12 protein-coding genes are annotated in these 12,950 nt (G+C 65.4%); 6 read left to right on the plus strand and 6 right to left on the minus strand.

The annotated features are described in order from the left end of the window. From CH283_RS03820 to CH283_RS03830, 3 genes are read left to right on the plus strand one after another with little or no spacing between them, the layout of a single operon-like run. Positions 1-501, plus strand: coding sequence for a 2Fe-2S iron-sulfur cluster-binding protein (locus tag CH283_RS03820; protein WP_068053261.1), 501 nt, complete (start codon positions 1-3; stop codon positions 499-501). Beyond that, the gene (locus tag CH283_RS03825) at positions 498-1,493 is read left to right on the plus strand and encodes an FAD binding domain-containing protein (RefSeq protein WP_094641331.1); all 996 of its coding nucleotides are present in this window, start codon (positions 498-500) and stop codon (positions 1,491-1,493) included. Before CH283_RS03820 ends, CH283_RS03825 begins: the two co-directional genes overlap by 4 nt. Then, complete coding sequence (locus CH283_RS03830; protein ID WP_094641333.1) at positions 1,490-3,553, plus strand: xanthine dehydrogenase family protein molybdopterin-binding subunit; 2,064 nt, start codon at positions 1,490-1,492, stop codon at positions 3,551-3,553. The genes CH283_RS03825 and CH283_RS03830 overlap by 4 nt, the downstream gene beginning before the upstream one ends. Before the next feature lie 83 nt (positions 3,554-3,636). Here CH283_RS03830 and CH283_RS03835 read toward each other — a convergent pair whose 3' ends face one another. The 4 genes from CH283_RS03835 to CH283_RS03850 are packed head-to-tail and all read right to left on the minus strand — an operon-like array spanning position 3,637 to position 6,961. Beyond that, positions 3,637-4,383: an amino acid ABC transporter ATP-binding protein gene (locus CH283_RS03835; RefSeq protein WP_068053258.1), complete on the minus strand. Its 747-nt coding sequence runs from the start codon at positions 4,381-4,383 to the stop codon at positions 3,637-3,639. Beyond that, positions 4,380-5,870, minus strand: a complete 1,491-nt coding sequence (locus CH283_RS03840; protein WP_094641335.1) for an ABC transporter permease subunit — start codon at positions 5,868-5,870, stop codon at positions 4,380-4,382. Before CH283_RS03840 ends, CH283_RS03835 begins: the two co-directional genes overlap by 4 nt. Before the next feature lie 39 nt (positions 5,871-5,909). Beyond that, positions 5,910-6,392: a RidA family protein gene (locus tag CH283_RS03845; RefSeq protein ID WP_068053267.1), complete on the minus strand. Its 483-nt coding sequence runs from the start codon at positions 6,390-6,392 to the stop codon at positions 5,910-5,912. A 14-nt stretch (positions 6,393-6,406) separates the two neighbouring features. After that, the gene (locus CH283_RS03850) at positions 6,407-6,961 is read right to left on the minus strand and encodes a histidine phosphatase family protein (RefSeq protein ID WP_068053269.1); all 555 of its coding nucleotides are present in this window, start codon (positions 6,959-6,961) and stop codon (positions 6,407-6,409) included. A 78-nt stretch (positions 6,962-7,039) separates the two neighbouring features. On the opposite strand from CH283_RS03850, the gene CH283_RS03855 reads away from it, so the two are divergent. Together CH283_RS03855 and CH283_RS03860 are read left to right on the plus strand one after the other, a co-directional pair. Continuing rightward, positions 7,040-8,215, plus strand: a complete 1,176-nt coding sequence (locus CH283_RS03855; RefSeq protein WP_068053271.1) for an acyl-CoA dehydrogenase family protein — start codon at positions 7,040-7,042, stop codon at positions 8,213-8,215. A gap of 16 nt (positions 8,216-8,231) precedes the next feature. Beyond that, on the plus strand, positions 8,232-9,359 hold the full coding sequence (locus CH283_RS03860) for an acyl-CoA dehydrogenase family protein (protein WP_068053274.1): 1,128 nt from the start codon (positions 8,232-8,234) through the stop codon (positions 9,357-9,359). 72 nt (positions 9,360-9,431) lie between these two features. Here CH283_RS03860 and CH283_RS03865 read toward each other — a convergent pair whose 3' ends face one another. After that, positions 9,432-10,241: an alpha/beta fold hydrolase gene (locus CH283_RS03865; RefSeq protein ID WP_094641337.1), complete on the minus strand. Its 810-nt coding sequence runs from the start codon at positions 10,239-10,241 to the stop codon at positions 9,432-9,434. Positions 10,242-10,399: 158 nt separating this feature from the next. Here CH283_RS03865 and CH283_RS03870 point away from each other — a divergent pair, with 158 nt between their 5' ends. Next, a complete protein-coding gene (locus tag CH283_RS03870) occupies positions 10,400-11,311 on the plus strand; it encodes a phosphodiesterase (protein WP_094641556.1) in 912 nt (303 codons plus the stop codon). Positions 11,312-11,314: 3 nt separating this feature from the next. Here the strand turns inward: CH283_RS03870 and CH283_RS03875 are convergent, their stop codons facing one another. Next, a complete protein-coding gene (locus CH283_RS03875) occupies positions 11,315-12,745 on the minus strand; it encodes a stealth family protein (protein ID WP_094641339.1) in 1,431 nt (476 codons plus the stop codon). Between the last annotated feature and the right edge of the window lie 205 nt (positions 12,746-12,950).

Below are 12,950 nucleotides of genomic sequence, written 5' to 3' on the forward strand. Positions count from 1 at the left end.
ATGACCAACGTCACTCTCCGTGTCAACGGGACCGACCGCGCTTTCGACTGCGATACCCGAACCACCCTGCTCGACGCTCTCCGCGAGAACCTGGACCTGATCGGTGCCAAGAAGGGGTGTGACCACGGGCAGTGCGGGGCCTGCACGGTGCTGGTGGACGGCCGGCGGATCAACAGCTGCCTGACGTTCGCAGTGGCGCAGCAGGATCGTGAGATCACCACGGTCGAGGGGTTGGCCGACGGCGACACCCTGCACCCCGTGCAGCAGGCCTTCGTCGATCGCGACGCGTTCCAGTGCGGGTACTGCACATCCGGGCAGATCTGTTCGGCGGTCGCGGTGATCGAAGAGGCCAAGCAGGGATGGCCCAGCGCGGTCACCGAGGACATCGAGGGTGCCGACGTCGAACTCGATCCCGACGAAATACGAGAACGTATGAGCGGCAACCTCTGTCGTTGCGGTGCCTACTGCAATATCGTGTCGGCCGTACGGGACGCGTCGTGAAGACCTTCGAGTACGACGCAGCCACCGCCGTCGACGACGCCGTGGCCCGCCTCGCCGAGAACGAGAACGCGATGCTGCTCGGCGGGGGAACCAACCTCGTGGACCTGATGAAACTCGGAGTCGTGGGCCCGACGACGCTGATCGACGTGACGCGACTTCCGTTGCACGACATCGACGTATCCGACGACGGCTCGCTTCGTGTCGGTTCCGGCGTGAGCAACAGTGATCTCGCGGTGCACCCGGTGGTGCGTCAGCGTTATCCGGTGCTCTCGCGGGCGGTGCTGGCCGGTGCCTCGGGTCAATTACGCAACATGGCCACCACCGGCGGGAACCTGTTCCAGCGCACTCGGTGCGTGTACTTCATGGATGCATCGAAGCCGTGCAACAAGCGCGAACCCGGGTCGGGCTGCCCGGCCCGGACCGGTGAGCACCGCAACCTTGCCATCCTCGGGGCCTCGGAGGCCTGCGTGGCGACGCATCCCTCCGACATGGCGGTCGCGCTGTCCGCTCTCGACGCACGTGTGGTCGTGCGCGGAGTCGACGGAGAGCGCACCCTCGCGATCGATGACTTCTATCGGCTCCCCGGCGACGCGCCCGAGCGCGACAACACGGTCGCGCGGGACGAAATCGTCACGGCCATCGAGATACCGGCACCGGCGGACGGCACCGTCTCCACCTACCGCAAGGTGCGAGACCGGCAGTCCTACGCCTTCGCGGTCGCCTCGGTCGCTGCCACTCTCGATGTCGAGGACGGAATCGTGCGCGGGGTGTCGATCGCGCTGGGCGGCGTGGCGCACAAGCCGTGGCGGGCTCGCACGGCCGAGTACACGCTGCTCGGCGCGGCTGCCGAGGAGGCGTCGTTCCGGCGGGCCATCGCGTTGGAACTCGACGCAGCGGAACCGTTGCGCGACAACGCGTTCAAGATCCCACTGGTGACCAACCTCGTCACCCGCACCTTGGCGGAACTCACAGTGTCGGGAGACCGGTCATGACTGCATCGATCGGACAACCGATTCAGCGCACCGAATCGATCGCGAAGGTCACCGGCCGGGCTCGGTACGCCGCCGAGCAACCGCAGGCCGTCGGGCAGCTGTACGCCTGGTACGTGCCCGCGACAGTTCCCGCGGGCACGGTCGAACGAGTCGAATTGGACGACGACCCCACGGTGCATGCGATCATCTGGCACGGCAACGCGGAGAAGCTGGGTGAGGTCGAGGACGCCGAACTGCATGTCCTGCAATCGAACACCGTCGCGTACCGCGGTCAGATCGTGGCCGTCGTCGTGGCCGATACTCTTCAGGACGCCCGCGCCGCCGCAACCCGAGTGCGGGTGCAGTACACCGATGTCCGCTCACCCGACAACACTCTGACGGCCGAGCACGGCTCGCTCTACGCACCCGAGTCCGTCAACGCCGGCTTTCCCACCGACGTGACGATCGGGGAGCCCGATGCGGCGCTGCAGACCGCCGAGCATGTCGTCGACAACTGGTATTCCACCGCGCCGATGCACAACAGTCCGATGGAGCCGCATGCCACCACGGCGCAGTGGGCCGACGGCGTTCTGACGCTGTGGGACTCGACGCAGGCACCGTCGGGTGTGCAGGGCGATCTCGCCACGGCGTTCGACCTCGAGCCCGAGAACGTTCGCGTCGTCGCCGAGAACGTCGGCGGCGGATTCGGAGCCAAGGGAAGTACTCGGCCCAACGCGATCCTCGCTGCGATGGCCGCGCGAGCCACCGGCCGCACCGTGAAATTGGTGCTGCCGAGGCAGGCGTTGTTCGATGTCGTCGGGTATCGCACGCCGACGCTCAATCACGTTCGTCTGGGCGCTGATTCGACCGGTGTGCTGCAGGCGATCACGCACGATTCGTTCCAGCAGACCAGCACGATCTTCGAGTTCTGCGAGCAGACGTCGGAATCGACTCGGCACATCTATGCGGCCCCCAACCGTCGCACCACCCACCGTCTCGCGAAGCTGGATGTCGGAACGCCGCGGTGGATGCGGGCACCCGGCGAGGCACCCGGCATGTTCGCCGTCGAGACGGCCATCGACGAATTGGCCGCGGCCACCGGTGTCGATCCGATCGAATTGCGCGTTCGTAACGAGCCGGACGTCGATCCCGCCAGTGGTAACCCGTTCAGCTCACGCAGCGTGGTGCAGTGCCTGCGCGAGGGTGCGGAGAAGTTCGGCTGGGACCGCCGCGATTCCACACCCGGTCAGCGTCGAGAAGGCAACACCCTCGTCGGCATGGGAGTCGCGACGGCCAGCTACCCGGTGTTGATCTCACCGAGTACCGCGTCGGCGCGAGTGGAGTCGGACGGCACGATCACGGTGTCCGTCGCCGCGTCGGACATCGGTACCGGCGCGCGCACCGTGCTGCGACAGATCGCCGCCGATGCTCTCGAGGTCGATGCCGACAGCGTGACCGTCGAACTCGGCGACAGCGCACTGCCGACCGCTCCGGGAGCCGGTGGATCCTCGGGTACCTCGTCGTGGGGCTGGGCCGTCACCAAGGTCTGCCACTCGTTGAAGTCTCAGGGTTCGTACGAGCCGGGCAACTCCGCCGAGGCCGACACCACCGACGACGTCGAGGGGCAGAAGGAGCTGGCGCGCATGGCTTTCGGTGCCCAGTTCGCCGAGGTCGCGGTCGACATCGACACCGGTGAGGTGCGGGTCCGCAGGATGCTCGGTGTCTTCGGCATCGGCGCGGTGATGAACCCGCGGCTGGCCAGGTCTCAGCTCATCGGCGGAATGACGTTCGGACTCGGCATGGCGCTGATGGAGAACGGCATCACCGATCACGAGTTCGGCGGGTTCGCCAATCACGATCTCGCGGAGTACCACATCCCGGCGTGCGCGGACGTCACCGATCTCGAGGCCGTGTGGGTCGAGGAAGTCGACACCGAACTCGCGCCGATGGGCGGCAAGGGAATCGGTGAGATCGGTGCGGTGGGATCCTCGGCGGCCATCGGCAATGCCGTCTACAACGCCACCGGCGTCCGAGTCCGCGATCTGCCGATCACCCTGGACAAGGTGCTGCCGCACCTCTAGAGCGGCTTCGCCGCAGGTGAGTGAAAACTCGACCCCTGCTACGAAGTTCCGCGCACATGGGGCGCAGCCCCTCTACAGCCCCTCTAGGCCAATATGCGCTGCAGGAACTGGCGGGTACGGGGCTCCGTCGGGTTCACCAGCACCTGTTCCGGTGTGCCGCGTTCGAGGACGACGCCGTTCTCGATGAACAGCACCTGATCGGCGACTTGCTGGGCGAAACGGATTTCGTGGGTGACGATCACCATCGTCCAGCCCTGCGCGGCAAGGCCTTTGATGACGGCCAGTACCTCGCCCACGAGTTCGGGATCGAGGGCTGAGGTGGGCTCGTCGAACAGCATCAGCTTGGGGCGCAGCGCTAGGGCTCGGGCGATTCCGACGCGTTGTTGCTGGCCTCCGGACAGTTGGAACGGGTACTGGTCGGACTTGGCGTCGAGACCGATCTGGTCGAGGATCGCGTGCGCGTCACGGATGGCGTCGTCCTTGGCTCGCTTCTGCACGATCACCGGTCCCTCGATGATGTTCTGCAGCACCGTCTTGTGTGGAAACAGGTTGTGGCTCTGGAACACCATGCCGCTCTGAGCGCGGAAGTGTCGGAGCTGCGCCGCGTTGACGGATTCTGCGAAATCCACCGACACGTCCCCGATGCGGATGATGCCTGCGTCGGCCTGGTCGAGTGCGTTCAGTGTGCGCAGCACCGTGGTCTTGCCGGATCCGGACGGTCCGATGATGACGGTGACGGTGCCGGACGGCACGGTGAACGAGATGTCCTTCAACACCTCGAGTGGCCCGAACGATTTCTTCAGTGCGGATACTTCCAGCAGGTCTGTCATTTGGCCACGTACCTGTCGAGTCGGACTTCGAGTTTGCCTTGGAAGAACGAAAGAACGATGCAGATCACCCAGTAGTAGAGCGCCGCAACGGTATACAGGGTGAAGAAGTCGAAGGTCGGTGCGGCCGCGAGTTGTGCGACGCGCAGCAGCTCGGTGACCAGGATGGTCGATGCCAGGGAGGTGTCCTTGACCAGCGAGATCAGCGTGTTCGACAACGGTGGTACCGCGGTGCGCAGTGCTTGCGGAAGTACGATGCGCTGCAACGTGGTTCGGTAGCCCATCCCGATGGTCTGCGCGGCCTCCCACTGCCCTTTGGGCACGCTCAGTATCGCGGCCCGGATCACCTCGGCCGCGTAGCCACCGACATTGAGCGAGAGCGCGACCACCGCGGCCGGGAACGGCGAGATCACGATGCCGAACTGCGGCAGCCCGTAGAAGATGATGAACAGCTGCAGCAGCAGGGGAGTGCCGCGGATGATCGAGACGTAGAACCGGGCGACCGCGGCGAGCGGTGCGATCGACGAGATCCGGGCCAGTGCGACCGCGAGGGCGATGACGAGTCCGATCACGAAGCTGATGGCGGTGAGCGGAATGGTCATGGTCACAGTGGCTTTGAGCATCGGCCACAGGTTGTCGAGAACGAGCTGCGTTTTGGACGGTGCCGTCGACGCTGCGTCGTCGCTCGTCGGAACCACGGTGTCGGCTGTCGGTGCGGCGACGTCGCTGCCGAAGTACTTGTTCGAGATCTCGGCGATGGTGCCGTTCTCGCGCAGCGTGTCGATGGCGGTGTCGACCTCGTCCATCAACCCACTGTCCTTGCGGGCCACGAAGGATTGCAGCGTCGTGTCGCCGGTCTCGCCTGCGATCTTCACGCCGGTGTCGCCGGTCTGCTGCAGGTATTCGGCGATGGCGAGGGAGTCGTTGACGGTGGCGTCGACGCGGCCGTCCTTGACGAGAGTGACCGCCTGAACGAATCCCTCGACGGCTTCGACGTTCGCGCCTGCGTTCGCCGCGACCTCGGCCCAGTTGCTCGTCGACGATTGCGCGGTGGTCTTTCCGGCCAGGTCGGCGAGAGAGGTGATGGTGGAGTCGTCTGCGGCGGTGAGGATCTGGCCTTCCGACACCGTGTACGGCGTGGACAGGTCGTAGGCCGACTGGCGCGCAGGAGTGATCGAGACCTGGTTGGCGATCAGATCGAAGCGTTGGGATTGCAGTCCGGCGAAGATCGAATCGAACGGGGTCTGCACGAAGTCGACGCGTACGCCCAACTCGGCTCCGACGGCGTTGATGACGTCGATGTCGTATCCGGTGAGTTGTCCGTCCGCGCCCTGATAGCTGAACGGGCTGTAGGTGCCCTCGGTGCCGACGACCAGTACGCCCTCGTCCTGCACCCGGTCCAGCAGCGACTGTGAGGACGAGCTGCAGCCGGACAACCCGAGGATGCCGATGAGAATCGCGACCAGAGCAAGAATCGATCTGCGCACCATCTGCGCCCGCTTTCGCCGTATGTACGAGTGGAGCAAAACCTACCCGTCGATCTCCAGTTCCGCTGACACCACGACGGTGTTGTTCATCGGCAATGCCGCCACCCCGAGTGCGGTGCGGGCATGGGCACCGATTTCCGGACCGAAGATGGCGAGCACCAGATCGGAGAAGCCGTTGACGACCGTGGTGGTCTGAGTGAAGCCGTGGTCGGCGTTGACCGACCCGGTCACGGTCAACCACGCGCTGATTCGATCGAGGTCGCCGATTGCCCGGGCGACGCTGCCGAGGAGCGCCAGCGCGGTGTCGCGTGCGGCGTCGGTGGCCGAATCGAGATCGACCTGCGACGGCACTGCACCGAACGGGCCGGCCAGGGTGCCGTCCCGGTCCAAGGGGGAATGGCCCGAGGCGAAGACTCGGTTGCCACGCACGCGCACCCATTCGAACGAGAACTCGAAACCGGGCGGAGCGGTCGGTTCCCCGGGCAAGGTGAAGCCGAGTTCGGTGATGCGACGTTCGATCTCCATGAAAGAAAACTCTGTCAGACCGGGATGCCGTTGATGGTGCGAACGGTCCAGCGAGAACCGTCGTGTTCGAGGGTGGAGACGCCCGCGTTGAGGATGCGCGGGGAGTGGCGTCGCCGGATCGCGTCGAAGATCGCCCGGATGACGCCGCCGTGCGCCACGGCGATCACCGCCGAGTCCGGGTAGCGCGCGGCGATCTCGTCGACGGCGCGCACGCCACGCACGATCAGGTTCGAACGCGGCTCCAAGCCCGGGTACCGGCCGTCCGGCCAGTGGGAATACGCGTCCCAGTCGGTGAAGCCCTCGGCGTCACCGAAGTGCCGCTCGGCCAGATCGGGGAACTCGGCGGTGCGGGTCAGACCCAGGTGCGCGCCGATGATGTCTGCGGTTTCCGCTGCTCGGATCAGCGGGGAGCTGACCAGGTGGTCCCATGTCCGGTACTCGAGTTCGTAGCCGGCCTCGCGGGCCTGAGCTCGCCCGGTGTCGTTGAGAGGAATGTCCGAAGAGCCCTGCAGGCGCCCGTGCAGATTCCAGTTCGTTTCACCGTGCCGAACCAGTGCCAGAAGAGTCATAGTGAGCGGAGAATATCCCAGAGTTACCAGGGAGTACGGTCGATACGAAGATACGCGAACGAGCTTGGAGGATTGTCGATGAATCTTGCCCTGACAGAAGAAGAGGCCGCGTTCCGTGACGAGATGCGGACGTTCTTCACCACGAAGGTCCCCGCCGAGATTCGCGAGAAGAGTGCGACGGGTCAGGAGTTGAGCAAGGACGAGGTGGTCACGACCATGCGAATCCTCAACGAGAACGGCCTGGCGGTGCCGCATTGGCCCGCGGAGTTCGGTGGCCGCGACTGGACCGCTGTACAGCGTCACATCTGGCTCGACGAAATGCAGTTGGCGTCGGTGCCCGAGCCGCTGGCGTTCAATGCCTCGATGGTCGGCCCGGTCATCGCGACGTTCGGCTCGCAGGAGCTCAAGGAGAAATTCCTGCCCAAGACGGCGAACCTCGACATCTGGTGGTGCCAGGGCTTCTCCGAGCCCGAGGCCGGATCGGACCTGGCGTCGTTGCGCACCACCGCCATCCGCGACGGTGACGACTACATCGTCAACGGACAGAAGACGTGGACCACGCTCGGCCAGTACGCCGACTGGATCTTCGCGCTCGTGCGCACCAACCCGGACGCGCCGAAGAAGCAGGCCGGCATCTCGTTCCTGCTGATCGACCTGAACACTCCCGGCATCGAGATGCGTCCCATCAAGCTGATCGACGGCAGTGTCGAGGTCAACGAGGTCTTCTTCGACAACGTCCGCGTTCCGGCGGAGAACCTCGTCGGCGAGGAGAACCAGGGCTGGAGCTACGCCAAGTTCCTGCTCGGCAACGAGCGCACCGGCGTCGCCCGGGCCGGACACACCAAAGTCCATCTGGGACAGGCGAAGAAGCACGCGGCGCAGACCAAGGTCGGCACCGGCACGTTGCTCGAGGATCCACTGTTCGCGGCCAAGATGGCCGAGGTCGAGAACGAACTGCTTGCCCTCGAGCTGACTCAGCTGCGCATGGTGTCGAGCTCGGACGACGGCAAGCCCAATCCGGCGTCGTCCATCCTCAAGCTGCGGGGATCGGAACTGCAGCAGGCCACCACCGAATTGCTGATGGACGTTGCCGGGCCGGACTCACTGCCCTACGAGGCGGGCGAGGACATCGAGAGCGAGGGCTGGGCGCAGCGCTCGGTACCGGGTTATCTCAACTACCGCAAGGTGTCGATCTACGGCGGCTCGAACGAGGTTCAGCGCACCATCATCGCCTCTGCGATTCTCGGACTGTAAGGGAGCATCTGAAGACATGGATTTCGAACTCAACGAAGAGCAGAAGCTGCTGCGCGACACCACTCGTGAGGTTCTCTCGCGGGCCTACGACACCGAGAAGCGCAACAAGATCGTTGCCGGTGAGCTGGGTTGGAGCACCGACGTCTGGAAGCAGTTGGCCGAGGTCGGCCTGCTGGGTCTGACGTTCAGCGAGGAAGACGGCGGGATGGACGCCGGTCCGGTGGAGATCATGGCCGTGATGACCGAGGTCGGACGACGGCTCGCACCGGAGCCGATTCTCGACGCCGTTCTCGTCCCCGGCGGGTTGATTTCCGAGCTCGGCAGCGCCGATCAGCGCGCGCGGCTCCTGCCGCCCGTCGCCGAGGGATCGTCGATGTTGGCGTTCGCGCACAACGAATCCGGTAGCCGCTGGCCCAACGTCGAGGTCGCCACCACCGCCACCGAGGACGGTGGCTCGTGGTCGATCAACGGCGTGAAGAACCCGGTTCCGCACGGTGGTAGCGCAGACGTGATCGTTGTCAGTGCGACGCTGCCCACCGGTGGAACAGGACTGTTCGTCGTCGACGCCGACGCGACCGGGCTCACGCGCAAGTCGTACGCCACCCACGACGGTCAGCGCGCCGCGCAGATCGAATTCGTCGACGTCGCAGCCGAACCGCTCGGCACCGCCGAGAACGCGGCCGCGGCCATCACCGGTGCCGAGGTGCGAGCGCAGGCCGCGCTCTGCGCCGAGGCGATCGGTGCGATGGAAGAGGCGCTTCGGTTGACCACCGATTACCTCAAGCAGCGCAAGCAGTTCGGGGTTCCGCTGGCCAAGTTCCAGGCACTCACCTTCCGTGCGGCGGACATGTACGTGCTGCTCGAACTCGCCCGCAGCATGAGCCTGTACGCCACGATGTCCTTGGCCGACGGCAACGTAGACCCGACCATCGCGTCGCGCGCGAAGCTGCAGATCTCGCGGTCCGGTCGCAAGATCGGCCAGGAGGCCATTCAGTTGCACGGCGGAATCGGCGTGACGGCCGAATATCCGGTGGGGCACTACACCAGTCGACTGGTGGCCATCGAGCACACGCTCGGTGGTGCCGACGAGCACCTACGCATCCTTGCCGCGAAGGTCGCCGATCACGATCTCATCGGGATCTGACGCTCGTCCTAACACTCCTCGGGCCCGGCCACCGTCGACAGGTGGCCGGGCCCGAGGTCGTTTCGTGAGGTGTCAGCTGCCCGCATCCGCCTCGGCGACGAGGTCGGCCACGGCTGCGGGGTTCGAGACCAGGATCGCGTGCGAACCCGGCACCTCGGTCACCCGAGCACCCGCCCGCTGCGCCATGAACCGCTCGGCCGAGGCCGGGATGATCTGATCCTGCTGGGGAATCAGCGCCCACGACGGTGTGTCCGCCCAGGACGGTGGGCCGCTCGGCTCGAGCAGCGCACCGGCAGCGATCGTCTTCTGGTGAGCGACCATGCGCGCGGCCTGCTCCTCGGTGACATCAGGGGCGAAGAACGGCCGGAACAGGGCAGGCGTGATGTACGAGTCGACGTTCTTGCCGATCAGGTTGGAGGAGTCGTCGACGATCGACAGGCCGATCACCGGCGGTACCAGCGCGGTCACCGGGAATCGGATGGGGTCGAGTTCCAGGGCGACGGGTTCGCCCTCGACGGGCATGAACGCGGCGACGTAGACCAGCGCTTCCACGTTGTCGGCGTGCACGTTGCTGATCACCGTGCCGCCGTACGAATGGCCCACCAGTACCACCGGCCCGTCGATGCTCTCGACGACATCGGTGACCGAGGCCGCGTCGAACGCCGGTCCGCGCAGCGAGTTGTCCGCCGTCACCACGGGGTAGCCGCGGCCGCGGAGGTTGTCGGCTACGCCGTCCCAGCTGGTGTTGTCAGCGAAGGCTCCGTGCACCAGCACCACGGTCGGCAGCTCCTGCGCGGCAGCGGGCGCGACGCCGATGCCGACCATCGACCCCACCGTCAGTCCTGCAGTTGCGAGAAGGGTGGTCAGCTTCGGTTTCGTCATGCTCTCAACCTGTCACACGCCGGATGTTGGTGCGGTGTTCACCGCGTAGATCCGACCAGCTTTTTCTCAGTGAACGCTCGTATGCTTGGGTTGCAACAGTGGCGTTCGCCCGGCCGGGTGAACGTGAAACGGTAGGTCCGATCGTGAGCGAGAGTTCGATGAAGTCTCGGATGGCCGAGTACCCACGTCCCCATCACTGCTTGCTGCATATCAGCGACACGCATCTCGTCGACGGCGGAGGTCGGTTGTACGGGGGCGTGGACAGTCATTTGCGGCTCGAGCAGGTGATGACCGACGTACGCAACTCCGGTGTGCGGCCCGACGCATTGGTGTTCACGGGGGATCTGACGGACAAGGGTGAGCCGGGCGCGTACGAGAAATTGCGCGCGTTGGTCGAGCCGGTGGCCGAGGAACTCGGTGCGCAGATCGTCTGGGCGATGGGCAATCACGACGACCGGGCGACGTTTCGTCAGAAGCTTCTCGACGCCGAACCCACCGGGCAGTCCATCGATCGTGTGCACGACGTCGACGGTCTTCGGGTGGTGACGCTCGACACGACGGTCCCGGGCAGGCATCACGGCGAGCTCGGCGACGAGCAATTGACCTGGCTGGCAGACACTCTCGCGACCCCCGCCGAGTTCGGCACCATTCTCGCGATGCATCATCCGCCGGTACCGACCGTGCTCGATCTCGCCGTGCTGGTCGAGCTGATCGATCAGCCTCGGCTGGCCGACGTACTACGCGGAACCGATGTGCGATCCATTCTTGCTGGGCACCTGCACTATTCGACGACGGCCACGTTCGCGGGTATCCCGGTCTCGGTGGCGTCGGCCACGTGCTACACCCAGGATCTGAACGTGCCCGCAGGCGGATTGCGCGGACGCGACGGTGCCCAGGGGTACAACCTGGTCCATGTCTACGAGGACACCGTCGTGCATTCGGTGGTGCCCACAGGGTCGTACGACACCGTGGGAGAGCCGGTCTCGGCTCAGGAGACCGCGCGCAGGCTGAATGCAGCGGGAGTGACCATCGCAGACAGCGCGCGGCGCAAGACGTTCAGCGACGCCTGAGCATCAGCGTTCGTCGGTCCTCGCGCGTTCCCAGGGTGCGACGATGGGGAAATACTTGTCCAGGAACTGTGTCACCGTTCGGGTGCGAAGGTCCAGGTCGACCTCGGGGAAGCTGCCGTCGTTGAGGCAGAAGAAGTCCACCGATCGCTTGGGGAGCAGCTTCTCCATCAGGTCGAGACCGGCCACGGTGGTGGTGTCGATGTACCGGACCTTGGCGTCCTTCTGGACCACGGCGCGACCGCTCATCAGCGCGTAGTAGTGGTACAGCGAGTTGGTCACCGAGATGTTGGTGCTCGCCCGGAACGCGCTCGCCGCGGTGGAGGCGAACTCGTCCGGGAATTCGTTCTCCATCTCCTGCATCACGCTGCGCCGCAGCGGTGTTGCCGCGTGTTCGAGATGCCGGGTTGTGGTCATTCCGAATCGGTTCTGCAGGATTCGACGGTTCACCCGCGCCGCGTTCTCGAAGCCGCTGCGGTCGGCGTCGCTGTAGCCCAACCCGATTCGGGTCGTCGCCTCGATGAACATGCTGATTCCGCCGGGGGAGAAGAACATCGACGGACTGACCGGTCGACCGAAGAACATGTCGTCGTTCGAGTACAGGAAGTGCTCGGACAATCCGGGGATGTGGTGCAGCTGGCTTTCGACGGCCTGCGAATTGTGGGTCGGCAGAACGGATGTGTCGACGAAGAAGGCCTCGCTCGGCACGAACGTCACCTTGGGGTGGTCGGCGAGCCATGCAGGTCTCGCCGAGTCGGTGGCCACGAAGATGCGCCTGATCCACGGCGCGTACATGTGAATCGACCGCAGCGCGTACTTCAGTTCGTCGATCTGCCGGTAGCGGGCTGCCGAATCGTCACCCTCACCGACGACGTAGTTCGCCATCCGCCGCGCGCGCTGGGCCTGGAATTCTGCCGAGGAGCCGTCGACCCAGGAGAACACGATGTCGATGTCGAAATTGATGTCCGACGCGTGGTCGGCGAACATGTTCTCGATGGTCGGCCAGGTTCGGCCGAAGCGTTCGACCGTGCCGCGGACGGCCTCGTCGGGCCGAATGTTGCGACGGGTCAGCGAATTCTCGATCGGAAGCACGATCTCGGACGGCGAGAACGACCACAGTTCGATCTGCACTGCCGTCGATGCGCCGTAGTACAACCCGCTGAACGGTTCGACGCGCGGTCGGTACAGGCGCACGATCCGGGCGTTGGCCGACGGGGAGAGTGTGCCGTCGGCAACCAGTACGGCTTTTCCGCGGGCGTCGACGGTCTTGGAGTAGAACGGCTCGGCGCGGCAGGCGTGCACCAGTGCGGTGGTGAGCGCGTCCCGGGCAGCCAGTTCGATGGCGATGACCGGTCGTTCGTCGTTACCGCGGACGAGCAGGTACTTGATGTGTGCGGCGTCGAGCACGGCGCGGACGAACAGCAGATCCTCGACCATCGCCTGGTGCGGGGTGGTGGAGGTGATCGTCAGTGCGTAGCGGCCGTCGTGGCTGACGACGTCGGATCGTTCGCTCAGTCGCGCTGCGGATGCGGCAGATTCTCGGGTGACGGCATCGTTGATCTCGTGCTCCGGTGGAACGAGGTAGATATCGTGCGGGGCAGAAGACGAGGTGATGACGTTCCTTCCGGAGTCGCGCGCTGGC

Origin of the sequence: Rhodococcus sp. 05-2254-2, from assembly GCF_002259095.1 — a bacterium.
Classification (GTDB): Bacteria; Actinomycetota; Actinomycetes; order Mycobacteriales; family Mycobacteriaceae; genus Rhodococcoides.

Coding starts and splice junctions, on each gene's coding strand:
- CH283_RS03840 (WP_094641335.1), bottom strand. CDS start 5,870: ATGGTGCGCAGATCGATTCTTGCTCTGGTCGCGATTCTCATCGGCATC.
- CH283_RS03875 (WP_094641339.1), bottom strand. CDS start 12,745: ATGGTCGAGGATCTGCTGTTCGTCCGCGCCGTGCTCGACGCCGCACAC.
- CH283_RS03835 (WP_068053258.1), bottom strand. CDS start 4,383: ATGACAGACCTGCTGGAAGTATCCGCACTGAAGAAATCGTTCGGGCCA.
- CH283_RS03865 (WP_094641337.1), bottom strand. CDS start 10,241: ATGACGAAACCGAAGCTGACCACCCTTCTCGCAACTGCAGGACTGACG.
- CH283_RS03850 (WP_068053269.1), bottom strand. CDS start 6,961: ATGACTCTTCTGGCACTGGTTCGGCACGGTGAAACGAACTGGAATCTG.
- CH283_RS03860 (WP_068053274.1), top strand. CDS start 8,232: ATGGATTTCGAACTCAACGAAGAGCAGAAGCTGCTGCGCGACACCACT.
- CH283_RS03855 (WP_068053271.1), top strand. CDS start 7,040: ATGAATCTTGCCCTGACAGAAGAAGAGGCCGCGTTCCGTGACGAGATG.
- CH283_RS03845 (WP_068053267.1), bottom strand. CDS start 6,392: ATGGAGATCGAACGTCGCATCACCGAACTCGGCTTCACCTTGCCCGGG.
- CH283_RS03870 (WP_094641556.1), top strand. CDS start 10,400: ATGAAGTCTCGGATGGCCGAGTACCCACGTCCCCATCACTGCTTGCTG.
- CH283_RS03830 (WP_094641333.1), top strand. CDS start 1,490: ATGACTGCATCGATCGGACAACCGATTCAGCGCACCGAATCGATCGCG.
- CH283_RS03820 (WP_068053261.1), top strand. CDS start 1: ATGACCAACGTCACTCTCCGTGTCAACGGGACCGACCGCGCTTTCGAC.